At 37.7% G+C, this 23,772-nt stretch carries 23 protein-coding genes and 1 tRNA gene; 9 read left to right on the forward strand and 15 right to left on the reverse strand.

Annotated features, from left to right (window positions below):
* Positions 1-413: 413 nt before the first annotated feature.
* Positions 414-2,048 (reverse strand): alpha-D-glucose phosphate-specific phosphoglucomutase, encoded by a 1,635-nt coding sequence (locus Q9M50_06695; GenBank protein MDQ7090319.1) that lies wholly within the window; start codon positions 2,046-2,048, stop codon positions 414-416.
* 73 nt (positions 2,049-2,121) lie between these two features.
* Between Q9M50_06695 and Q9M50_06700 the strand changes: the two genes are divergently transcribed.
* The 3 genes from Q9M50_06700 to Q9M50_06710 all read left to right on the forward strand — a co-directional run bounded on the left by Q9M50_06700 (position 2,122) and on the right by Q9M50_06710 (position 3,778).
* On the forward strand, positions 2,122-2,781 hold the full coding sequence (locus Q9M50_06700) for a L,D-transpeptidase (protein MDQ7090320.1): 660 nt from the start codon (positions 2,122-2,124) through the stop codon (positions 2,779-2,781).
* Between the two features lie 88 nt (positions 2,782-2,869).
* Entirely contained in the window at positions 2,870-3,145 is a 276-nt protein-coding gene (locus tag Q9M50_06705; protein MDQ7090321.1) for an Lpp/OprI family alanine-zipper lipoprotein, read from the forward strand.
* Between the two features lie 270 nt (positions 3,146-3,415).
* The gene (locus Q9M50_06710; protein MDQ7090322.1) at positions 3,416-3,778 is read left to right on the forward strand and encodes a hypothetical protein; all 363 of its coding nucleotides are present in this window, start codon (positions 3,416-3,418) and stop codon (positions 3,776-3,778) included.
* Positions 3,779-4,071: 293 nt separating this feature from the next.
* On the opposite strand, the gene Q9M50_06715 is transcribed toward Q9M50_06710, so the two are convergent.
* The 9 genes from Q9M50_06715 to Q9M50_06755 form a co-directional block, all read right to left on the reverse strand.
* Positions 4,072-4,147 (reverse strand) — tRNA-Phe (locus Q9M50_06715).
* A 109-nt stretch (positions 4,148-4,256) separates the two neighbouring features.
* Positions 4,257-4,919, reverse strand: a complete 663-nt coding sequence (locus Q9M50_06720) for a lysophospholipid acyltransferase family protein (protein ID MDQ7090323.1) — start codon at positions 4,917-4,919, stop codon at positions 4,257-4,259.
* A 344-nt stretch (positions 4,920-5,263) separates the two neighbouring features.
* Positions 5,264-5,845 carry a c-type cytochrome gene (locus Q9M50_06725; GenBank protein ID MDQ7090324.1) on the reverse strand — a complete coding sequence of 194 codons (582 nt, stop codon included), beginning with the start codon at positions 5,843-5,845 and terminating at the stop codon, positions 5,264-5,266.
* Positions 5,846-6,092: 247 nt separating this feature from the next.
* Positions 6,093-7,097, reverse strand: a complete 1,005-nt coding sequence (locus Q9M50_06730) for a hypothetical protein (protein ID MDQ7090325.1) — start codon at positions 7,095-7,097, stop codon at positions 6,093-6,095.
* A gap of 304 nt (positions 7,098-7,401) precedes the next feature.
* Complete coding sequence (locus Q9M50_06735; GenBank protein ID MDQ7090326.1) at positions 7,402-8,739, reverse strand: sodium:alanine symporter family protein; 1,338 nt, start codon at positions 8,737-8,739, stop codon at positions 7,402-7,404.
* Between the two features lie 2 nt (positions 8,740-8,741).
* Positions 8,742-9,317, reverse strand: a complete 576-nt coding sequence (locus Q9M50_06740) for a DUF502 domain-containing protein (GenBank protein MDQ7090327.1) — start codon at positions 9,315-9,317, stop codon at positions 8,742-8,744.
* A 40-nt stretch (positions 9,318-9,357) separates the two neighbouring features.
* Positions 9,358-10,080 (reverse strand): TSUP family transporter, encoded by a 723-nt coding sequence (locus Q9M50_06745; GenBank protein ID MDQ7090328.1) that lies wholly within the window; start codon positions 10,078-10,080, stop codon positions 9,358-9,360.
* A gap of 121 nt (positions 10,081-10,201) precedes the next feature.
* Complete coding sequence (locus Q9M50_06750) at positions 10,202-10,648, reverse strand: molybdenum cofactor biosynthesis protein MoaE (GenBank protein ID MDQ7090329.1); 447 nt, start codon at positions 10,646-10,648, stop codon at positions 10,202-10,204.
* A 3-nt stretch (positions 10,649-10,651) separates the two neighbouring features.
* Complete coding sequence (locus tag Q9M50_06755; protein ID MDQ7090330.1) at positions 10,652-10,885, reverse strand: MoaD/ThiS family protein; 234 nt, start codon at positions 10,883-10,885, stop codon at positions 10,652-10,654.
* 63 nt (positions 10,886-10,948) lie between these two features.
* Between Q9M50_06755 and moaC the strand changes: the two genes are divergently transcribed.
* Genes moaC through Q9M50_06775 form a run of 4 tightly spaced genes read left to right on the forward strand, consistent with a single transcriptional unit; the run spans position 10,949 to position 13,158 of the window.
* Positions 10,949-11,422, forward strand: coding sequence for a cyclic pyranopterin monophosphate synthase MoaC (gene moaC / locus Q9M50_06760; protein MDQ7090331.1), 474 nt, complete (start codon positions 10,949-10,951; stop codon positions 11,420-11,422).
* Positions 11,419-12,057 carry a class II aldolase/adducin family protein gene (locus Q9M50_06765; GenBank protein ID MDQ7090332.1) on the forward strand — a complete coding sequence of 213 codons (639 nt, stop codon included), beginning with the start codon at positions 11,419-11,421 and terminating at the stop codon, positions 12,055-12,057. Before moaC ends, Q9M50_06765 begins: the two co-directional genes overlap by 4 nt.
* Positions 12,058-12,097: 40 nt before the next feature.
* Complete coding sequence (gene grxC, locus Q9M50_06770) at positions 12,098-12,364, forward strand: glutaredoxin 3 (protein MDQ7090333.1); 267 nt, start codon at positions 12,098-12,100, stop codon at positions 12,362-12,364.
* Between the two features lie 14 nt (positions 12,365-12,378).
* Entirely contained in the window at positions 12,379-13,158 is a 780-nt protein-coding gene (locus Q9M50_06775) for a hypothetical protein (protein ID MDQ7090334.1), read from the forward strand.
* Between the two features lie 159 nt (positions 13,159-13,317).
* On the opposite strand, the gene Q9M50_06780 is transcribed toward Q9M50_06775, so the two are convergent.
* The 3 genes from Q9M50_06780 to ispH all read right to left on the reverse strand — a co-directional run bounded on the left by Q9M50_06780 (position 13,318) and on the right by ispH (position 18,415).
* Positions 13,318-15,999, reverse strand: coding sequence for a bifunctional acetate--CoA ligase family protein/GNAT family N-acetyltransferase (locus tag Q9M50_06780; GenBank protein ID MDQ7090335.1), 2,682 nt, complete (start codon positions 15,997-15,999; stop codon positions 13,318-13,320).
* A gap of 328 nt (positions 16,000-16,327) precedes the next feature.
* The gene (hisC, locus tag Q9M50_06785; GenBank protein ID MDQ7090336.1) at positions 16,328-17,422 is read right to left on the reverse strand and encodes a histidinol-phosphate transaminase; all 1,095 of its coding nucleotides are present in this window, start codon (positions 17,420-17,422) and stop codon (positions 16,328-16,330) included.
* Between the two features lie 36 nt (positions 17,423-17,458).
* On the reverse strand, positions 17,459-18,415 hold the full coding sequence (gene ispH / locus Q9M50_06790) for a 4-hydroxy-3-methylbut-2-enyl diphosphate reductase (protein ID MDQ7090337.1): 957 nt from the start codon (positions 18,413-18,415) through the stop codon (positions 17,459-17,461).
* Between the two features lie 328 nt (positions 18,416-18,743).
* Between ispH and Q9M50_06795 the strand changes: the two genes are divergently transcribed.
* Positions 18,744-21,416: a UPF0182 family protein gene (locus Q9M50_06795; GenBank protein MDQ7090338.1), complete on the forward strand. Its 2,673-nt coding sequence runs from the start codon at positions 18,744-18,746 to the stop codon at positions 21,414-21,416.
* Between the two features lie 49 nt (positions 21,417-21,465).
* Here Q9M50_06795 and Q9M50_06800 read toward each other — a convergent pair whose 3' ends face one another.
* Together Q9M50_06800 and Q9M50_06805 are read right to left on the reverse strand one after the other, a co-directional pair.
* Positions 21,466-22,470 (reverse strand): class 1 fructose-bisphosphatase, encoded by a 1,005-nt coding sequence (locus tag Q9M50_06800; protein ID MDQ7090339.1) that lies wholly within the window; start codon positions 22,468-22,470, stop codon positions 21,466-21,468.
* 186 nt (positions 22,471-22,656) lie between these two features.
* A complete protein-coding gene (locus Q9M50_06805) occupies positions 22,657-23,430 on the reverse strand; it encodes an exodeoxyribonuclease III (protein ID MDQ7090340.1) in 774 nt (257 codons plus the stop codon).
* Positions 23,431-23,526: 96 nt separating this feature from the next.
* Here Q9M50_06805 and rpmE point away from each other — a divergent pair, with 96 nt between their 5' ends.
* A complete protein-coding gene (gene rpmE / locus Q9M50_06810) occupies positions 23,527-23,727 on the forward strand; it encodes a 50S ribosomal protein L31 (protein ID MDQ7090341.1) in 201 nt (66 codons plus the stop codon).
* Positions 23,728-23,772: the final 45 nt, after the last annotated feature.

The following is a 23,772-nucleotide window of genomic DNA, read 5'->3' on the forward strand; positions in this document are numbered from 1 at the left end:
AGTCAAACTGATGTCAGTGAGTATGGATTTAAAATAAAATACTCAAAAATATAAATTTTCGTATGACTCTTACATTTTAGGGATAAGGAATTAATAATTTCTAAAACGCATCTACAAAATAAAAAAATTGTAAGCTGAGCTACCAACTTAACGAAGCGAGGCTTAACCGTTCGTGCTGAACTTGTCCCGTCTTTAGTTGGTAGCCGTAAGCTGGGTTAGGTTTATTTTCTGTCGTAAAAACTAACCCTGCCTACATTAAAATTTCGGATATTATTAAATTCTTATTCCTTAGTTTCGGATGTTACTAAGTGCTTACTCCTCATTAAATAATTATTTTTTTATGAATTAATTTAAGTTTAACTTAAACATTAGTGTACATCCCTCGGTTTCCTAAGTCATTAAAAGTGTTTGGTTTAAGTGATGACTGTCGGTTCAGTTCGACCTGTACGTTGTTTAATTTCACAAAACTGTTCGGCTAATTCAATTAAATCCGCTAATGCCTGTTGTGGCTCTTGTTGATGTTCGCTGACATCTTGCGCAAATTTTTCTAAATAAACCCTGAGTGTTGCTCCTACGGTTCCTGTTCCTGATAAACGGAATACAATGCGTGAACCATTTTCAAACCCAATGCGGATTCCCTGTTGGTCACTAATGCTCGCGTCAATAGGATCTTGATAGCTAAATTCATCAGCATAGCTAACAGTATAGTCACCAAAGTTTTTCGCCGATAAAGTGGGTAATAAGCGGCGTAAATGATTAAAAATTTCATTAACAATCTCACTATCAACGGCTTCATAATCATGGCGACTATAAATATCTCGACCAAATTTTTGCCAATGCTCATGCACAATATCAGCGACGGACTGTCTTCTTTTAGCAATTAAATTAAGCCAAAATAAAACCGCCCATAACCCATCTTTTTCACGAACATGGTTTGATCCCGAACCAAAACTTTCTTCACCGCAAAGCGTGATTTTATCGGCATCTAATAAGTTGCCAAAAAATTTCCAGCCTGTGGGTGTTTCAAAACAAGGTAAATTACAAGCCTTTGCCACACGATCAACCGCTTGGCTGGTTGGCATTGAACGAGCAACGCCTTTTATTCCTTTTGAGTAAGCAGGGATAAGCGTGGCGTTTGCGGCCATAATCGCTAAACTATCACTGGGGGTCACAAAAATATTTGCCCCTAAAATCATATTACGATCCCCATCCCCATCCGATGCCGCCGCAAAAACAGGCGCGTCGTCATTAAACATTAACTGGGCTAATTCTTTAGCATGAACCAAATTAGGATCAGGATGACCACCGCCAAAATCTTCTAATGGTTCTCCATTAATGACCGTTCCTTCCGGCGCACCTAATATTTCTTCAAGAATACGTTTGGCATAAGGGCCTGTAATCGCGTGCATCGCATCAAAACATAAGCTGATATACCCAGAGCGAATGCTTTGTTTTAATAAATCAAAATCAAAAATACTCGCCATTAAATCAGCATAATCCGTAACAGGATCAATGATTTGAATAGTTAGCCCCTCAATCTTAAATTCCGTTTGCGTATCTATATCAATGGTTTCGATTTCAGCCATTGGGTATTCGTTAATTTCTAAACTACGGTCAAAAATAGCGTTGGTTAATTTTTCAGGAGCGGGACCACCACTGCTAATATTGTATTTAATGCCAAAATCTTCCGTTGGTCCCCCAGCATTATGACTCGCTGATAAAATTAATCCGCCATAGGCTTTGTTTTTACGAATAAGATGGGATGCTGCGGGGGTTGATAATAATCCACCTTGCCCTATAATAAGTTTGTTAAACCCATTTGCGGCGGCTATTTTAATGATGATTTGAATCGCATCACGATTGTAATAACGACCATCTCCCCCTAAAACTAAGCACTGTCCCTGACAATCCTCTAAACTATGAAACACAGATTGAACAAAATTAGCTAAATAATGCGGCTGTTGAAAAACGGTTACTTTCTTTCTAAGTCCTGATGTTCCAGGTTTCTGATCGTTATAAGGAGAACTGGAAATGGTTTTTATATTCATAGACACGCTCTACTGTAAAAGAAGTAAATTGTGTAAATTACACTAAATTGTTAATTAATCATAGAGTATCTTAATGTTACCAAGCCATTTTTCATCCCAATCATTTTTAAATATCTTTTTTAGCCTCTGTATTTGCTTAATTACAGCCTGTTCTGCTGAAAAACCTAAAAAAAAATTGGTGATTAAACCCTTAATTACGGAAGAAGTCGTTATAAAACCAAAGCCGACGCTTAAAAAAGATGAGCGTTATTTGCCTGTTTGGTTATCGATTGATACTAAAAAAAAACGTTTAGAGGTTAAACGAGGCGACCATGTATTAGCCACGTTTAACAAAATTTCGATCGGCCGTCGAGGCGCGGGTTTTAAAAAAAGACAAGGCGATAAAGTAACCCCGATAGGAACGTATAAAATTGGCTGGATTAACTATAAAAGTAAGTTTAAAATCTTTTATGGGTTTACCTATCCTTCTATTGAAAATGCTAAAACTGCCTTAAAAAGAAATATGATTACAAGCTCAACGTACCGAACTATTGAGGTGGCTCACAAAAATAATAAAATCCCGCCCCAAAATACGCGTTTAGGCGGTAGAATTGGTTTGCATGGGTTAGGTGAGGGTAATGAGGACGTACATAAGTTCTGGGATTGGACTAAAGGCTGTATTGCGGTCACCAATCAGCAAATTGACGAATTAGCCTCATGGATTATCAAAGGAATGATGGTAAAAGTAAAATAAAGCTGGAAATTACACTTAGAAAAAGGCAAAATTAGATAGTTACATATTATTTTAGTTCATTTAGTCTCTCTACATTAAGGTATAAAACATGAAATTATTAAAATTATCAACTGTTGTTCTTGCGGCTGGTTTAGCGGTAGGTTGTGCAACTAACTCTGACATTGAAAATATTCAAGGTCAAATTAACACATTAAAAACTGACGTATCTAGTGCAAAAAGTGCCGCAAACTCTGCAAATTCTGCCGCAACAGATGCAGCTTCAAAAGCATCAGCAGCAGAAGCGGCTGCAAACCGTGCAGCACGTTCAGCGGATGAAGTTAATCAAAAGCTAGACCGTATGCTAAACGGCATTATGAAAAAATAAATTATTTAATTTAGGTTAAATAATTAGAAGGCTCGGTGGTTATCATCATCGAGCTTTTTTTATGTCTGTTAGTTTTTAAAAGCAGGACTATATTTTCATTGCTGAGCGTGTTTAAATCGCATAGAATCAACAGTTAGGACAAACTAAAATAATGGCTATTCTTAATAGGAAACATGGGCGTAGTTTTTAACGCGTTTAAATCGGGTTAAATTCTGAATATATCTGTCCCGCTTACTGTTTTAAGCCAAAAATAATAATTAGGAAATTAAAATGAGTGAAGTACAAAAAATAATTGCAGCGGTTATTGGCTGTTTTGTTGCAGGTTTTTTATTGGTAGGAAATAGCAAAGAAAAATCGATTGAAGAGCTTCAATCTGAGGCAATGGTTCGAGCGGTATCAGGCATGAGTCGCATGGCCAGTAAAAAATGCCCTGTTGCGATTAAAAAAGAAACAGGAACACAGGTTTATTTTGCCTCTGAAACCGATACCGATAAGGAAACTTATGTCACGATGAAATGGGTCGGCGGTGAAAAGGACAATTTCAAAATGGCAACGTGTACGCTACATGTTTCATTAGGGGGAATTTCTAAACTCGTTATTGATGATAAAGTTCTTATTGATAAAGATGTTTAAAAATTTTTGCTAGGGAATGACTAAAACATTCCAACTGTAATCAATAAAGAGCCGTCTTAGACGGCTTTTTTTATGTGTTACTTGGCTACTAACTTAAGACGAAACAAGTTAAGGTTAAGCCTCGCTCCATAGTGTCCCGTCTTAAGTTGGTAGCCCGTTACTTAAAGTTGTTCAGCGATTATCAATACGGTTATGCAGAAAATTCAAAACTTGAGACAAAACGACTACACATAAAAAAGCCTCTAACAAAATAAATAGCTAGCTAGCTAGCTAGCTAGAGGCTTTATAATTCGTGGTGCCCAGGGGCGGAATCGAACCGTCGACACGAGGATTTTCAGTCCTCTGCTCTACCGACTGAGCTACCTGGGCGTCACTTAATAGCTTACTGCCTAAGTGATCTGAGTATTATACCTACCTATTTTTATTTACGCTATCTTTTTTTAAATTTAATAGACTCTTTTGATGAAAATTAGAGTTTTCAGGCTTCAATTTCATTCATGGCCTCTATGATCCACTGTTCAGCTTCCGCATTTATTTCGCGCGCTTTTTTTCCTTCTACCTTAATAGCCGTTCCAATTTTTACCTTAATCACACCAGGGTATTTTAAAAAACTATATCGGGGCCAAAAGCTTCCCGCATTATGAGCTAATGGAATAACAGGGCAACCACTTTTATGGGCTAATATGGCCCCACCGACACTAAATTTTTTATGTTCTTTCGGTGCCGCACGAGTCCCTTCGGGAAAAACAACCACCCACAAGCCCTCTTTAAGTGCCTTTGTACCTTGACTAATAAGCATTTTCAATGCTTCTCGTTGATTTTCACGATCAATGGCAATAGGCTTTAAGGTGGCTAATGCCCAGCCTCCAAAAGGAATCCATAATAAAGAGCGTTTTAATAATGAAACTTGTAAGGGTAAAAATAAACGCAGTGCCATTGTTTCCCAAGCAGACTGGTGTTTACATAAAATAATGACGGCTTGATTTTTAGGTAAATTCTCTAAGCCTTCAACTTCATAGGTTATTCCACAACAAATTTTTGCTATAAATAATACGGATTTAATCCATCCTTGGCTTAATTGATAACGAGTACGGAAAGGCAGTATTGATGCACTAATAATAATGGGCGCAAAAATAAACATCGAGCTAAAAATATAAATAAATAACAGACTCGAACCCAGATAAATTTTAAAGTTAGGTTGAGGGAAGGGTGTATTTGGTGATGTCATTTAGGGTCTCAAAACAAGAATATTTGGATGATCTAAGTGATCGTAGCTTTATAGACTGGATTAATTTATTTCGCGTGCAAAATAGCGGCTACCAACTTAAGACAGGACACTATGGAGCGAGGCTTAACCTCAACTTGTCCCGTCTTAAGTTAGTAACCAAAATAACCTAATCCAGCATTAATTTTTCTAGCGTCTATTTAACTCGCTCTACATAGATCAACGAGAGTAAAATTAAAATACTTTATTTTTCAGTTAATTTATTTACCCGCATTTAAATTACTAAAATAATGGCTTAATTGTTTAATATCATCCTCAGTCAGGGATTTTGCTATCCCTGACATAGGGCCCCCTTTTCTATCCCCTGATTTAAAGTTATTAAGTTGCTGTTCTAAATAATGAACATGCTGGCTAGTTAATCTTGGAAATGTACCCCGACCTTCTCCATTTTTACCATGACAGCCTTTACACATTTGTGCTTTAGAGGCGGTCTCTTTTTTTATGATATTCGTTTCAGGATGATGGATCGTTTCATTTTTTTGACTTGCAAAAAATGCCGCTAAATTATTAATATCATCGGTAGAGAGTTTTTTTGCAAAGGGTTGCATCATTGAATTGGTACGCGTTCCTTTTTTAAAGGCACGTAATTGCGCTGCAATATAACCTGCTTTTTGTCCTGCTAAATTTGGGAAAACAAAGCTGGTACTAATCCCTTTTTCACCATGACAGTTTGCACACATAACAGACTTCTTTTCTCCCGCACTGGCATCTGCGGCATAAAGACTTGGGCTAAAGAGTGTAACAATACTCAACCCAAATAAAATTTTTACGATAATTTTCATTTATATTCCTTATTTTAATTCTTGAATTCAAGGTTTGATAATAGTGTGTTTGTTGTCATTAAGTCTGAGGACAAAAATAACCTAATAAAATAGATAGTTAAGCGGGGATAACACATATGAAATAACGATTTTAACCGTTGTCCTAGTCCCTTAAAGGTTAAAATAATAATACCTTATGGTAAGTGGTTTCAGTAAATATTAAATGAATAGATAGAGATACAATCACTATTGAAACAAATTAAACCGACTAAGCAACAATATGTAATCGGACATGTTTAGGTGTTGAATGTTGTAATTGTTTTGATCCGTTAATAATAGATTGAGATCTTTTTAAAGGGGCTGTTTCTATAAGCCCTAAGACATGACACGCATTATAAAAATCAATAACATCTATTAGTTTTTGCTGAGTTTGTTTTGCTATTTCCATAACATTAGCTGTATTTTTAGTCATATAATAGGTAATCGCTAAATAACTTTCATTAATGCTGACTAACGAAATATCTGGCCAACATTTTAAATGTATTTTTGTATCAGGTTGATAGTTTTCCATAAAACGACCTTGTGATGCACTCACCGTTGCATACCATAATAAATCACCTAATGCTTTAGTCTGTAAGCCTTCAATTTGTTGTTCTAATTCAATCTCTAATATCCGAGTTATCTTAATTTCACTCGCAGGCAGAAGAAATACTTCGTTTAAATCAAACAACTCAGTTGAACAAAAATAGCAATATTGTTGCGGTAATATATAAAGGGTGATGTTATTTTGAATATTACAACGATAAATATGTCCCGTTTTAATACTCTCCTGAATAATCCCTAAAAAATAATTATTAGGTAAAAATAAGTTACTATCCACTTTTGTTAACTGAGTTATTTGAAGCGGAATTTCATTATTAAAGACTTCTTTAGGATTAGTTTTTTCATTTCCAATTCGGTTAAGCAGTAAAATTAATGCTGAACGCGCGGGTAATTCAGTTGGTTCTGTTAAAAGTTTCCAAGGCGTTTTTAACCCTGTTAAATTAACACTATAGGCAACAAGCAAGGCTTGTGGATAAATTGATTGTATTTCATTCCATTGGGTATCGTTAATCACCTCTTGACTGTATACAAATATAACATGGGCATTCTTTTTACTAACAACGGTCCATTCATTATCAAGGTTACGACTCGATAAAAACAATACCGATGAAAAAATATCTTGTTGATGATCTGTAAAATTAAGAAAAGCTAATGTTAGGGGTATCAACATATTTTTACCTGAAAAGTGAGGAGTATACTGCACGAAACGCTTATGCTACACATTAGGGTTAATAAGTACAGCATTATATATTCATTATTTGAACTATCTCTATTTTATTAAGTAATAAGATATTGATTTTACTTATTTCACGGTCATTAATTTTTTAGCTCTATAAAGTGGGACATGATGGCGTGAAAAAATATTTTTTCACGCCAAATTATCGGTATATTTCCTTAAAGTTGATAGTCATCTAACGTTATTTCACTTTAAGTTTAATCTTAAAATATAACCGTTTTATTTCAAAACTTTAGCGTTAATCTTTCTGTTTATAGCGTAAGGTTAATTGAAAAATAACCGGGCTTAATAACGCGAGTGCAATAAGATTAGGAATGGCCATTAATCCATTCATGACATCCGCTAGAACCCAAATAGTTCCGAGCTTACCCATCGCGCCTGCAGGAATGGCACATAACCAAAGTAACCGATAAGGTAAAATAATTTTTGAGCCGAATAAATATTCCGCACAACGTTCACCGTAATAACTCCAGCCTAAAATAGTTGTAAACGCAAAAACAACTAATCCAAAAACGACAACATAGCCCCCCATTTCAGGTAATCCAGTATTAAAGGCTAAGGTTGATAAGGCCGCCCCCGTTTCTCCACTCGTCCACGCACCTGTTAAAATAATCACTAACGCGGTCATCGTACAAATCAACAGTGTATCTATAAAGGTGCCTAGCATTGCAATCATTCCCTGATGAACAGGATTATTAGTTTTTGCAGCCGCATGAGCAATAGGCGCACTGCCTAAGCCCGCTTCATTAGAGAAAATTCCGCGTGCAACCCCAAAACGAATCGCCGCCCAAACGGCAGCCCCTGTAAATCCACCAACTGCGGCCGTTTGGCTAAACGCACTTTCAATAATAAGCATGAATGCTTTCGGAACGTCTGATAGATGTAAAAAAATAACCACTAAAGCGCAGACGATATACGCTATCGCCATTAAGGGAACAAGCTTTGCTGCAACTTCGGCAATACGCGAAATCCCCCCCATAATCACCATGCCAGAAAGAAGCGTTAAAACAATCGCTGTTTGCCAACTAGGGACGTTAAAAAGACTATTAACCGCATCCGCAACGGAATTAGCCTGCACCATATTGCCAATACCAAACGAGGCGAGTGTGCCAAAAAAAGCAAATAAACTCGCCAGCCATTTCCAGTTTCCTTGTAAGCCATTTTTAATGTAATACATAGGTCCGCCCCGATAACGGCCTTGTTCATCTTTTTCACGATATTCAACGGCTAATACCGCTTCTGCATATTTAGTCGCCATGCCAAAAAGAGCCGTAACCCACATCCAAAAAATAGCCCCAGGTCCGCCTAAAAAAATAGCCGTCGCAACGCCTGCAATATTTCCTGTTCCAATCGTTGCTGATAATGCTGTCATTAAGGCTTGAAAAGGGGTTATATCGCCGTCACTTTCAGAGCGTCGACCTTGCCACAGCATTTTTATGGCAGGAAATGTTTCACGCCACGTAAAGCACTTTAAACCTAGGGTTAAATAGATACCAATGCCGACTAGAAATACCAGCATGACAGACCCCCAGATGAGGGCGCTCATTTCATTTAAAACTGTTTCAATTCTTTCCATTATTAGGTCAACTTTTGTATTTCTTCGGGTTGGTTAAAATCTACGCCGACACTAATGATAAAACTCGTGGCTTCTTCTATCCCCATTTTTGATTTAACCACATGGGCTTCATCAACAATAATTGTAAAACCTGACGTAGGGTTAGGCGATGTTGGCACAAATAAAATATATTTACTTCCTGCTTTATTCGTGACATAAGCGGGAACCCACAAGCCTGCTTTAGGGTATTCAATATAAACAACTTCGCGAGCTGTTTTCTGTTCATGACTTGAAAACATGCTCACTATTTTTTTAGTCACACGGTAAACGGTATTTAAGAGTGGGATTTTATTAATAACCGCATCAATCCCTGAAATAATCAAAGAGCGTCCGACTGAAACCCGATAACCGACATAAGCAAACATGATAAAACTCGTCAATAATAAAGCACAAGTGACAATATAGTTATCTGCATAATCATAAATAATTCTAAACGTATCCCCCATCATTTGTTTAACAAATAAAACAATTTGTGCAATAACCACAATAGGGATAAATGCCAAGACCCCGATTAAAAAATAATTAAAAATTTTTTTCATTTGAATGATTCCATTTTATTTGTAGGATTTAAGAACGGGCTTAAAGTGATTTAATCATCAGTAAGCACCCCGAAATAAATAAAAAAGCCGCAAAAATTTGGCGGTAACGATTATTATTAAGTTGTTGATAAAGAAATTCTTCAGATAATAAAAAAACAATCACCCCTATTTGTAAATAGCTAATGTGGTCACTATAAGAGAGGGTGGATGATAAATCGAGTAACCCCAGTGTTATTAGTTGAACAACAGCAAAGGTCGCATAACAGGCGGCTACGGTAATTCGAGTACACTTTTTAGAATAATTTTTCCCATGAACAATCGCCGTGAGTAATGAGCCGCCTAAATTGGTTAGACCATGAACTAACCCCATAATAATAAGGTAGCTCCGTTCGTATTTGATCCACTGATCTAAAATTTTTTCAACGCGTTGTAAGCTGTTTTTTAAGGCCACAAATAAGAGAAAGGCCCCAACAATTAACCCTATATTAAGTTGACTATTAATGCCAATAAAAAGAAATAATACGATAAAAGGGAGCGTGTAAATTAAAACATTTTTGTAAAATTTAAAGTCAATATGCTGATAATGCTTAATCAATTGTAATAAATTAATGGCAATAGAAATAGGTAGTAATATACTCAGCGTATTAGCAAAGTCATAGCCGAGTAGTAATAAAATGGGCGTTCCAAAAAGCAAAACACCCACCCCAAAAATTGACTGAATAATTGAGGTGATGAAAACGGTTAATAAAATGTCAATTGCCATGAGTGATCTCGTTATTATTTTTATTAAAGGGGATTAGCAATTTAAGAGGGGGGAAAAATAGGTCGCGAGTTCGGCCTCGCCTCTTTACAGTTTCCCCTCTTAATGGGTCACTAAGCATTTGTTAGGATTGATAGCCATTCGTATTATTACTGACCCAACGACTCCCTTGTTCTAATTGCTCTTGTTTCCAAAAAGGCGCTTTTGATTTTAAATCTTCCATAATATAGCGGCAACTATCAAACGCATCACCACGATGATGGGCCCAAACAGCAATTAAAACAATCGGTTCGTTAGGTTGTAATTCACCCACACGATGAATTAATAAGACATCTAAAATCGCCCACTGCTGCATCGCTTGCTCAACCGTTTTGGTTAAATATTTTTCAGTCATCCCTGGGTAATGCTCTAACCGCATACGTTTAACGTCATCACCGTCATTAAAATCACGCATAGTGCCAATAAAAATATGGGTTGCACCAAATTTCCCCGTTAAATCAGTCAACGTTTGTTGATAATTTTGAACTTCATCCAACGGATTAAATCCTTGTTCAATAATTTTAATTTTCATAATTTAGCCGCCCGTTACAGGAGGAAAAAAGGCCACTTCATCCCCTGCGTTAATCACTTTATCTAATTCAGCATACTCTAAGTTAACCGCAATTAAGGTTTTTTCAGGCATCACTTTATTAGGATTGGCCAGTGTCCAAATTTCAGCTAAGGTAACCGTTTCACTGAGTGCTAAAAAATCGTCTGATTTACCTAAAGTTTCTTTTAAACTGGCAAAATAACGCACATGAATTGACATAATTTAACACTTTGACTTTAAAAACTTAGATAATAGCCGATTATCACTTATAACAACAAAGTAATGACTGAATTAACGCATTTTAATGTAGACGGTGATGCACACATGGTTGATGTGGGCGATAAAGCGATTACCTCACGTTCTGCAACGACGGAAGGCTCGATTATGATGCAACAAGAGACCCTAAACCGAATTATTTCAGGCGATCATAAAAAAGGCGATGTCTTAGGGGTTGCGCGTATTGCAGGGATTATGGCAACAAAAAAAACCGCTGATTTAATTCCCCTCTGTCATCCTTTAGCATTAACCCATGTTGATATTAAGCTGACACCTGAACTTGAAAACAATCGGGTTTATTGTCAAACAACGGTTAAAACCAAGGGGCAAACAGGGGTCGAAATGGAAGCCTTGTGTGCCACTCAAATTGCGCTATTAACCATTTATGATATGTGTAAAGCCGTTGATCGCGGAATGGAAATGACAACGATCCGTTTAATGGAAAAAAGTGGGGGTAAATCGGGGCATTGGCAGCAATGAGTCACGAACAAGAAGGCGTTATAAAATACCAACTAACTCATACCGATAAATCGCTCCCCGCTCATTATTCGATAACGGAACTTAATGCGTGGCGAACACTCATGTGTCGTTTGCAACTTATTGGTCAGGATAATCAACGTTATGATGGTTATGGATTTGGTAATATAAGTCAACGCGCTAAGACTTTTGACAAATTTATCATCAGTGGAACCCAAACAGGTGAACACCCCCTATTAGGTCGCGATCATTATTGCTTAGTCACCCATGCAAACCCTGAGTTAAATCAAATTCATTCGACAGGATCTTGTAAACCTTCCTCAGAAGCGTTAACTCATGCGTCGGTCTACTTACAAGATGATGCCATAAAGGGAATTATTCATGCCCATTGCCCTGAAATTTGGAAAAATACCACTCAACTTGCCTTGCCTTACACGGAGAGTAACATCGCTTATGGAACGCCTGAAATGGCCTTTGCAATGAATCACTTGTTTGAACAAGAAAAGTGGCAGGCCACAACAGTTTTTTCCCTATTAGGACATGAGGATGGGGTGATTGCTTTTGGCGAAAATTTACACCAAGCGGCCAATGCGTTAATTGAACAATTTTCACTTGCTCTTGCCATAGAACAGGGCTAAATTTACCACTAGAATTATTCTTTTCTCTTTAAAAATTATTATGCAAAAAATACTTATTTACAGCTCAAATCGTTGCCCTTTTTGTACCATGGCCAAACGGTTACTTGAACAGCGTGGTTTAAATTATTCTGAAATTAATGTTGATTCAGAGCCTCATCTTCGCGAAGAAATGATGAAAAAAACGAACCGCCGAACCGTCCCTCAAATCTATATTGGGGATTATCATGTCGGGGGGTTTAATGAATTACATGCGTTGGATCAGTCTAAAAAATTAGATGCATTGTTGGTTACGGACTCTAAAAATTAAGTTAAACTATAAAAATGGCTCAAAAAGATATTATTTCAAAACAGATTTTTAAACGTATTTTAGTGGATGTCGCGACTTACATTTTTAAACTCGACCTACAAGAGGCTGAATTAATTGAAACAGAACAACAACGAATTGAAGATCGTCGTTCAGATTTAGTCGCTAGAGTGGTGGATCGCTCAGGAAAACGGTTTATTCTACACCTTGAAATACAGAATCAAAACCAAGCAATCATGCCGCATCGAATGTTGCGTTATTTAAGTGATATTTGTCTAAATTACCCCAATGAGGCTGTTTACCAATATTTGTTGTACATTGGCAAAGAGTCCTTAACTATGAAGGATGGGATAATCACTGAGCAATTAAATTATCAATACCCTGTGATTGATATGCACACATTAGATTATCAGTTTTTTATGCAACAAAATTCAGCCGATGCTTTAGTTCTTGCTGTTTTGTGTGATTTTAAGGACAGTGAACCACGAACCGTCATTCATGATATTTTGAGTAAACTCATTATTTTAAGTAATGATGATTCTAAAATGTTGAGAGAATATATTAGTATCTTAGAAATTTTAGCGAGTAATCGTAACTTAAATTTGGATATACAACGGGAGTTTAAAATGTTAGATGTTGAATTAGAAAAATTACCCAGCTTTTTAATCGGTGAAGAAAAAGGGCAGCATGATAAAGCCATCATTATTGCAAAACAATTACTTAAACTAAATTTATCATTCACTCAAGTCGCTCAAATTACAGAATTATCTATTGATGAGTTAAAAGACCTTAATTAATAGAGGCTACCCACTTAAGACAGGACAAGTTGAGGTTAAGCCGTTCGTGCCGAGCTTGTCGAAGTATGAACGGCTTAACCGTCCGCCCTTCGACTCAGCTCAGGACGAATGGTTAAACCTCGCCCCATAGTGTCCCGCCTTACGTTGGTAGCCCTAAATTTATACCCGTAAATCTTTAACAACCCTAACGACTTCACTATCACCCGTAATTGATTCAATACTAAACCCTAATTTTTTAGTTAAGGAAAGCATGGGCTTATTAACTCTTAACACCTCCCCTTCAAAAAATGAAATTCCCTTATATTTAGCGGCTTGCATTAATGTTGTCATGATTTTTGCCCCAATACCCAGCCCTTGGCACTGATCGGATACGACCAAAGCAAACTCAACACTATGCCCATCTGGGTTCATAATATAACGCCCTACCGCTAATTCTTTGGGCATATCTTCATGTTCGGTCACAGCGATAAAAGCCATTTCACGGTCATAATCAATTTGGGTGAATCGAATAATCATTTCAGGCGTAAGCTCCTGTAATGATTGTATAAAACGTAAATATTTACTGCGTTCCGATAAACTATGCACAAAATCTTTTTCTAAACTGGCATCTTCTGGACGAATAGGACGAATGGTAATATCAACCCCATTGGGTAATTGACTATGACGTATTAATTCCGAGGGATAGGGATGAATAGCCATGTGTGAGTAGGAAGTAAGCTGATGTGTTATTTCAACTTTTAGTCGCGCATCCACTGCCATGACTCCATTTTCATCTGCAATTAATGGATTAATATCTAATTCCAATATTTCAGGTAATTCACTCACCATAATGGAAACATTTAATAATACATCAACCAATGCTTGATGATTAATCGGGGCTAATTGACGAAACTTACCAATATAACGAGCCGCCTTAGTTTTAGCAATCATCTGCTCAACCATATACGTATTTAAGGGGGGTAAGGACACCGCTTTATCTTGTAATATTTCAACCATTGTACCGCCCAATCCAAAACTAATGGCAGGGCCAAAGACTGGATCGCGAACCACCCCAATCATGAGTTCTCGTCCGCCTTGTGAACAATACATCGGTTCAACCGTAATCACAACCGATTCAATATCAGGATGCGCTTTTTTAATTTGTGCTTCCATCTCTGTGAAATGATGAGAAACCGCTTGAACACTCTCAATATTTAAACGGACTCCACCAATATCAGATTTATGACTAAATTCTGACATATCAATTTTTAAAACGACAGGAAACCCCAAGGTTTCCGCAGCAATCATCGCATCTTTGGCATTATAAACTTTGATCGTTTGCGTTACTGGAATATGAAACGCGGTTAAAATAGCTTTCGATTCTTGCGTGGTTAAAACTTGTCGCCCTTCTGATAAAATTCGCTGAATAATCAACCGCGCCCCCTTAATATCAGGGCTAATCAATTCCGCAGAAGGCAATGGAATTTGCTTGAGTAAAATTTGATTATGTCGATATTTGGCTAAAAAAGAAAATGCATCAACAGCAACTTCGGGCGTATTAAAGTGCGCGACTCGACTATTCGCAAACAACGCGCGTCCTTCTTGAACTTTTTCGCCACCTGTCCATGAGGCAAGTACGGGTTTAGTCGTTTTTTTAGCCGCTTCAATGACGTAATTGGCCACCTCGGTTGGGTTGGTCATGGCTTGCGGGGTTAAAATATTTAAGACCCCATCAATATTATCATCATGCAAACAGATTTCTAATGCGTGTTGATAACGCTCAGAATTGGCATCACCTAAAATATCAACGGGATTTGCATGAGACCAATGGACAGGCAACACCTTATTTAACGACTCAATGCTCTTAGGACTCAAGGTGGCCATCGTAATACCCACATCTTCGGCATGATCCGTACTCATAACCCCAGGGCCGCCTGCATTGGTAATAATGGCTAACCGATCATTACTGAGTTCATAATTATTCGCCAAGACCCGTGCGGCTGAAAAAAGTTGGGTAATACTGTAGGCACGAACAACCCCAGCCCGTTCAATAGCGGCATCAAAAACATCATCGCCTCCAACCATCGCGCCTGTATGGGACATTGCTGCTTTAGAGCCTGCTTCATGTCGTCCTGATTTAATTAAAATCACAGGCTTTAAACGGGCAGCGGCTTTTAAACCGCTTAAAAAACGTCGAGCATCTCGAATCCCTTCAACATACATCAAAATACCCGTTGTTTTACGATCCGTTGCTAAATAATCTAAAACATCTCCAAAATCAATATCCGCCGCGCCTCCCATTGAAACAACGGTTGAAAAACCAATTTCTTGGGATTTCGCCCAGTCTAAAATGGCGGTACACACCGCGCCTGATTGAGAAAGTAAGGCTAAAGAACCATCCGCAATAACGCCATCGCCAAAAGTCGCATTTAAAAAAGAACTGGGACGAGCAAGACCCAAACAATTAGGTCCAATAATACGAATACTATAACGGTGAGCGCATTCTAAGATTTCTTGCTGTAAACGTTGACCTTCAACACCCAGTTCACCAAAGCCTGCACTAATAATGATAACGGACGTTACCCCATTCGCGGCACACTGCTTCATAATGGACGGAACGGAAGGAGCGGGTGTCGAAATAACAACTAAATCCAAGGTTTCAGGAATAGAATCTAAATTGGGATAAACTTTTAAGCCTAAAATTTTGGTTCGCTTATGATTAACTGGATACAGATCCCCTTTAAATTTTGCTTCCTGCATATTCAGTAATAATCGGTAACCCACACTTTCTGTACGTTCAGAAGCCCCAACAATGGCGACAGATTTGGGGGTAAAAAAAGGACTTAAATAATGCGGACCCATTGATGCTCCAATAACTTAAAAGTAGAAATAAGCATTTTAGCGTTTTCTAATGAATTGTGTAAGCGATATTAAAAATAGTTCTAAAATAAACATCATGCAAGGGCAACGTTCTTGGCTCTTAAGCGAAATGCTATTAAAAATTCAATCTAATCTATAGACTCCACAGACAACGCCAATCATCACCTGATAGTGACTAAAGAATAACTAAACCTTATCGTTATTCGCTTGTTTTTATGTTATTTGAGGTAGGGGATAGACGTGGGTAGAGACACGATGATTCGCGCCTCTATAATGACTTAAACTAATTTAAATTGAGGTTTGTTTTATTTTATTTTATTTTAAATTGACCGTTAAAAATTTCAATCAAAGTCGTCAAAAATAGTTGATTTTCATTAGCAGTTCCTATGGTTACTCTCAAACAATCGCTGAGTAATCCTGCTTGTGGTGATAAATTCTTAATTAAAATTTGGCGGACTTTTAGCTCTAAAAATACCGTATCAGCTAAACCCTCGGGGGTTTTAAATAAAATAAAATTTGCGGCACTCGCATACGTTTTAATGCCCTCTATTTTATTAAGTTCAGATAAAACAACCCCACGTTGCTGACAAATTTCCTGCGTTTGTTGCTCAAAAATATCATAATGTAATAACGCAAAACACGCGGTCGTTTGTGTTAACACATTAATATTATAGGGTAATCGTATTTTATCCAGTTCGGCAATAATTGAAGGCTGTCCTGCTATAAAGCCTAAACGCAGTCCTGCAAGCCCTAATTTAGATAACGTTCGCATCACTAATAGGTTTTCATAATCCCCCATAAAATCAATAAAACTGGCTTCAGCAAAAGGCGCGTAAGCTTCATCAATAATGACCAGCCCGTTGCTTTTTTCTATAATTTTTTTAATGTCCGCCGTTTTAAATAAGTTCCCCGTCGGGTTATTGGGGTAGGCTAAAAAAATTACTGCAGGCTGATGTTGGTCGATTGCCAACAGCATGGCCTCTAAATTTAAGGAAAAATCCTCATTTAAACCAACAGATTGGTAGTTAAGCCCCAAACTTAAACTAATTTGTTTATACATGACAAAACTAGGTTCGGGGGCCAGTACCGTTGATCCTATTTGTAATCCCATTAATAATAATTGGATAATTTCATCCGAACCATTACCCAATAACACATCAAAAGCGTCGGGAATATCATTTACCTGCTTTATAAGTGCAGTTAATTTTTGAGCCGCAGGATCGGGGTAACGATTTAATGCACAGTGTTTAAGCGACTCTAGCCATTGCTGACTGATTTCATCAGGCAAGTTATAGGGATTCTCCATCGCATCCAGTTTTATAAAATGAGTGGAGTCAGCCACCTTATAGGCCGACATTTCAAGAATTTGGGGTCGAAAAATACGTGAAATAACCGAGTTATTCATAATCTATAGGAAACAGTAGTTTAATAGCACTTAAATTTATTTATTTTTTTCAAGATGTTTTTTTAGATTGCTGGGTAACGAAAAAACAACAGTTTCTTCTATACCTTGATGCTCTGCAACCATTTTTCCTCCCCATTTCTGTAATTGTTTAATCACTTCTTGAACTAAGATTTCAGGCGCAGAGGCTCCAGCGGTCACACCAACAACATTCACATCGGTAAACCAGTCCTGCTTCATATCTTGATAGGTATCAATTAAATACGAAGATTTTCCTAATTGCACTGCAATTTCACGTAAACGGTTAGAATTTGAACTATTAGGTGAACCGACCACTAAAATAATATCTGCAATGGCGGATAAATCTCGTACCGCATCTTGACGGTTCTGAGTGGCATAACAAATATCATCTTTCTTTTGTTCTTGAATCGATGGAAAATATTTTTTTAACGCATCGACCATGATTTTTGTATCCGTCATCGAAAGCGTAGTTTGGGTCACATAAGCTAAGTTTTCAGGATTATTTACGCTAAGGACTTCAACATCTTTAGGGGTTTCCACCAGATAAATGTCACCGTGTTCAGTACATTTTTCATATTGCCCCATCGTTCCTTCCACTTCAGGATGCCCTGCGTGTCCAATTAAGATGACTTCACGGTCTTCTTTTGCATGTTTAGCGACTTGAATATGAACCTTAGTGACTAAAGGACAGGTCGCATCAAAAACAGTTAGACTCCGTTCAACCGCTTGCTGTTGAACTTTTTTTGAAACGCCATGCGCACTAAAGATTACATTCCCTTTTTTAGGAACATCGTCTAAATCTTCAATAAAAACCGCGCCCTTTTCACGAAGGCCTTCAACAACCGTACGGTTATGAACGACTTCATGGCGAACGTAAACAGGTTCACCAAATGCATCCAATGCTTGGTCTACAATTTCAATAGCGCGATCAACGCCTGCACAAAATCCACGAGGGTTAGCGAGTACAATTTGCATATTCTTGACTTCTTTACTAGGTTAAAATTAATTTCATTCTAACGCAATCCATCTGAATCAAACGATAATTCCTCTACATTTAAGGGCGTTGAAAGCCGTGAATTTAAACCAAAAGCGAACCTGAGTAAGCTGTATTGATCTATCTTTACGCAACGTAGTCATTTTTTACAGGCTTCTGTGATAGGCAATGATTGCCGTATTTAAAAGGCATTATCAAGAGTGAAAAACACTAAAACTTTAAACCCTTAAGAAATTCAGTATTGAGTGTTATATACTGTGACTCAAATACTAAAAATGTTAAACGCTATTTTTATATAAAGAGGGATTTATGCAGAACTGGAAGCGGTTGCTACCGTCATTGATTGGCGCAGCCATTGTTATTACCATAATTTTATATGTTGCTTTTTACGTCATCTTTCTCGATCTCTTTGTCGATTTATGGTGGTTTAGCTCATTAGAATTAGAAGGTTATTTTTGGTTAAAATTATTATATCGCTTTATTTTATCAGGCGGTGTTACCCTCGCTTTTTTTGCTATTTTCTTTTTTCATTTTTGGATAGCCTCACGTTATTTAGGCCTTAACCCCCCCGATGACATTCTGCTTGATAAAGATAAGCGGAAACGTTTTCTAAGTTTCTCAGAAGCGTTTATGGATGGCTCGGAAAAAATTTACACGCCGTTATCATTCATTCTAGCCATTGTTATTGCCCTACCTTTTTACAATCAATGGGAATCGGCTCTTTTATTCTTTTTTGGCGAAGATTCAGGGGTTTTAGAACCCGTTTATGGCCATGATATAAGCTTTTATTTATTTTCTTACCCACTGTATGTTCTCATTCAACAAGAATTATTAATCACCTCGATTATTTTATTTTTCATGGTGAGTTTTTTATATTGGATTGAACATATTTTTGTTCCCGATCAAAATACAGAATACCCCTTAGGCGCAAAAATTCATCTGACCATTTTAATGGGGTTTGTGGTTTTATTTGTCATTTTAGGTTTTTTTCTGGAACGGTTTTCACTTCTTTACGCCGACGCTCACGAACCCGTTTTTTTTGGCCCAGGTTTTGTTGAAATACGTTATGAATTACCGCTGGTTTGGATCGCTGTCATTAGCTTTTTAATCATTGCCGTAACCACCGTTATTTTTATATTTTCACAAAAACACCGTGCAAAATGGCCGTTAATCTTATCCATTACTGTTTTTTTAGGCGTTATAGGCTTACAAACCGTTGAATTTATTCCCAGCTTAATTAGTAAATTTATTGTAAAACCTAATCCTGTTAAAACAGAAAAAAACTTTATGGCTCATAACATTAAAGCTACGCTGGATGCTTACGGCCTTAATGCCATTAAAACAGTTGAAGTTGAAAGTAGTGTCGATGCAACCAAAGACATTGAAGAGTGGTCGTCACAGCAACATTTTGAGAATATTCCCGTTTGGGATCGAGAACATTTAACCGATGGTTATATGCAATTACAAGGCATTCGACCGTATTATAAATTTTTAGCCGTTGATGAAGATCGCTATTTTTTACATGGGCATACCCAGCAAGTTAATTTAAGTGCGCGTGAAATTAATATCAGTGAATTACCCAAAGAAGCTCAAAACTGGGAAAACACACACTTACGTTATACGCATGGTTATGGCGGTGTGGTTACCCCAGCGGCACAAGATGCAGGCAAACCGATCAAATGGTATTTACGGGGTTTAAATATGCACTCCGATGTCGGCTTGAGTGTTAAAAACCCTGATATTTATTTTGGGCAAGAAAACTACCATTATGCCATTGTCCCTAATGGGTTAATTATAAAAGAGCTTTCTGATTCGGATTTAATCATGAAAGGACAGTATGAGGGCGGCGCGGGTGTTTTAATTCCCTCTTATTTTAGAAAGTTATTATTTGCCTTTTATTTAAAAAATACCAACATCTTTTTATCACCCAATATTACCCAAGAAAGCCGCGTACTCTTACGTCGAAATATTATTAAACGAATTAATACCTTAACGCCTTTTTTACATTTAGATAACGACCCCTATTTGGTCATCACCAAAGATCGTTTTTTCTGGATACAAGATGCGTATACCTTATCGGATAAATACCCAGTTTCTAAGCCCGTTAAAAACGACTTTTTAGATGGGCCGCAAGAATTTAACTATATCCGTAACGCCGTTAAAATCACGGTGGATGCCTATGGGGGGGATGTAAAATATTATATTTCTGATGAATCCGATCCTATCATTCAAGCCTATAGTCGCGCATACCCCGGTGTTTTTCAAAGCTTAGAAGAAATGCCCGATGAACTAAGAAAGCATTTACGTTACCCACGCGATCTTTATTATTTGCAAATGAAAGTTTATGCAAAATATCATCAACAATCGCCTGAGTTATTTTATGAGCAAGCGGAAACATGGCAGTTCGCAACGATTAATAATAAACTCGTTGAACCGTATTTCATCACGATGGATTTTGGTAATTGTAATGATCGTGAAGAGTTTGTCATGATTAACCCCATGACCCCCGTGCGTAGAGATAATTTAAGCATGATTGGCATTGCAGGGACATTGGATAAAGAAGGCTGTGGCTTAAAATATAAACCTGAAATTACCGTTTATAAGTTTCATAAAGATATACAAGTGAATGGGCCGGCTCAAGTCGATGCCTTAATTGATCAAAACCCTGAAATCTCAGAACAATTTACCCTGTGGGATCAACATGGCTCGGTGGTAAAACGAGGTCGAATGATTATTTTACCGATGGGGAAATCCATGCTTTATGTTCAACCCATTTATATGATTTCAACCAAAACTAAGATCCCCGAATTAGTGCGTGTTATTGTTTCCATTGGAAATCAAGTGGTGATGGATAAAACCTTACGTTCAGCCTTTAAGCGTTTAAAAACACGTTTTATGCTTCATGCCAATGATACGACGGGCATTAGCGAATCGGATACGCCAACACCTGAGAATGACGCATCAAACCTTAAAAAGAAATAACGCGTTGTCATTAAAGAGCCGCCTCAAAAGCGGCTCGCATCCTCTTTTTTCATTCTTCTTCTAAGTGATAAGCCACCAACCGCTCTACTTCGTTTTTAGAGCCTAAAATCAAGGGAACTCGTTGATGTATGGCCTGTGGTTTTATCTCTAAAATCCGTTCACGTCCTGTTGAACACGCCCCGCCTGCTTGCTCAATAATCAAGCCCATCGGGTTTGCTTCATACATTAATCGTAATCGTCCCGACTTAGATTTATGGGTATCCAAAGGGTACATAAAAACGCCCCCCCGCATTAATACACGATAGACCTCAGCAACTAACGACGCGATCCAACGCATATTAAAGTTTTTACCCCGAACCCCCTCTTCCCCTTGTAAACATTCATCAACATAGCGTTGTACAGGCGGTTCCCAAAAACGTTGATTCGACATATTAATAGCAAATTCAGCGGTCTCTTTAGGAATTTCTATCTTGGGATGCGTTAGTATAAACTCACCAATATCAGGATCTAACGTAAACCCATTTACGCCATTACCCGTGGTTAATACCATCATTGTCGAGGGGCCATATAAAACAAATCCCGCACACACTTGCTCAGAACCTTGCTTCAAAAAATCATTAGCGGTTGGCTCTAATCCTTTGTCATACCGTAAAATTGAAAAAATAGTACCTACGGTTAAATTTAAATCAATATTTGACGAACCATCCAGCGGATCAAAAAGGGCGAGATATTTCCCTCTTGGGTACTGATTAGGGATTTTAATCGGCTCATCAATTTCCTCAGAGAGCATTCCTGATAAATGCCCCGTCCAATTGAGCGCGTCAACCATGATATTATGACTTAAAATATCAAGCTTTTTTTGTACTTCACCCTGTACATTTTCAGTACCTGCATCCCCTAACACCCCCATTAAATCTCCTCGATTAACTAAGTGAGATATTTTTTTACAGGCCGTTGCGATGTCATTTAAAAGTAAACTAAAATCCCCAGATATTCCTGAAAATTCACGTTGTTGTTCAATAATAAACTGGGTTAGCGTGACATTATGTGCCATATTTTTCTCTGTCGTTTTAATTTAAAAGCGGATAGTCAAGGCTTATCAGCTCATGAGCAGAACCGCGATATTTCACGTCTCTGGCGTTTATAGACTCACGGATTATTTTATAGTAGATAGTCGTACATCGCTAGCGTACTCGATCACTTTAAATCAACACGCCCTCCCCTAACTAATCATCGTCTATCAAAAAGGATAATCATAATCAATGATTAACGGTGCGTGATCTGAAAACCGTTGATCCTTGTAAATAGCGGTTGCTTGCACCTTATCTTTCAGTTTTTGAGTGATTATTTGATAATCAAGCCGCCATCCGACATTTTTTGCCCAGGATTGCCCCCGATTTGACCACCAGGTATATTCATCAGGTTGCTGTTCTACTAATCGAAAGGCATCAAACCATAACGCATCCACAAAAAGATCATCCAACCAAGCCCGCTCTTCAGGCAAAAATCCCGAATTTTTACGATTCCCTTTCCAATTTTTTAAATCTTCTTCTTTGTGCGCAATATTCCAATCCCCCGCAATAACATAATCACGGCCCTCATTAGCGAGTTTTTGTAAATATGGCAAAAAACGGGCTAAAAAATCGAATTTAACCGCTTGTCGTTCCTCACTCGCCGAGCCTGAATGAAGGTATAAAGAAATGACACTTAAACGCCCAAAACGCGCTTCAATAAAACGGCCCTCGACATCCACATCCTCCCAGCCAATGCCTTTTATAACCTCATCGGGTTTCTTTTTACAATACAAGGCCACCCCGCTATAACCTTTTTTAACGGCATCATGATAAAAACAATGATACCCCGTTGGATGAAATGCCTCCGCTGTGAGTTGAGTCTCTTGAGCTTTCGTTTCTTGAATACAAATAACATCGGCATTTTGAGTCTGTAACCAAGGAAAAACCCCCTTACGTTCAGCGGCACGAATACCGTTTGCATTTAAAGTAATAATACGCATTGTTAATTGATGGTTGCGGTTTTGTTAAGGAACTCGTATTATAACCAGTTCCCTATTAAGTTTGTAAGCCCCATCTTGGGCACACTATTAAGAACTATGAAACCAGAAATTCATCCTGACTATAAACAAATTACCGTAACATGTGGCTGTGGAAATACCTTTGAAACAGGTTCTGTGTTAACTAAAGATTTAAATATTGAAGTTTGCTCTTCATGTCATCCTTTTTACACAGGTAAACAGCGTGTTGTTGATACCGCTGGACGTGTAGATAAATTCCGTAAACGTTTTAGTAAATAATTTTTTAGCTCTCGGTGTCGCTTAGTGTAAAATTACTTAACATAA

The organism is Methylococcales bacterium (genome assembly GCA_030949405.1).
Taxonomy (GTDB): Bacteria; Pseudomonadota; Gammaproteobacteria; order Methylococcales; family Methylomonadaceae; genus WTBX01.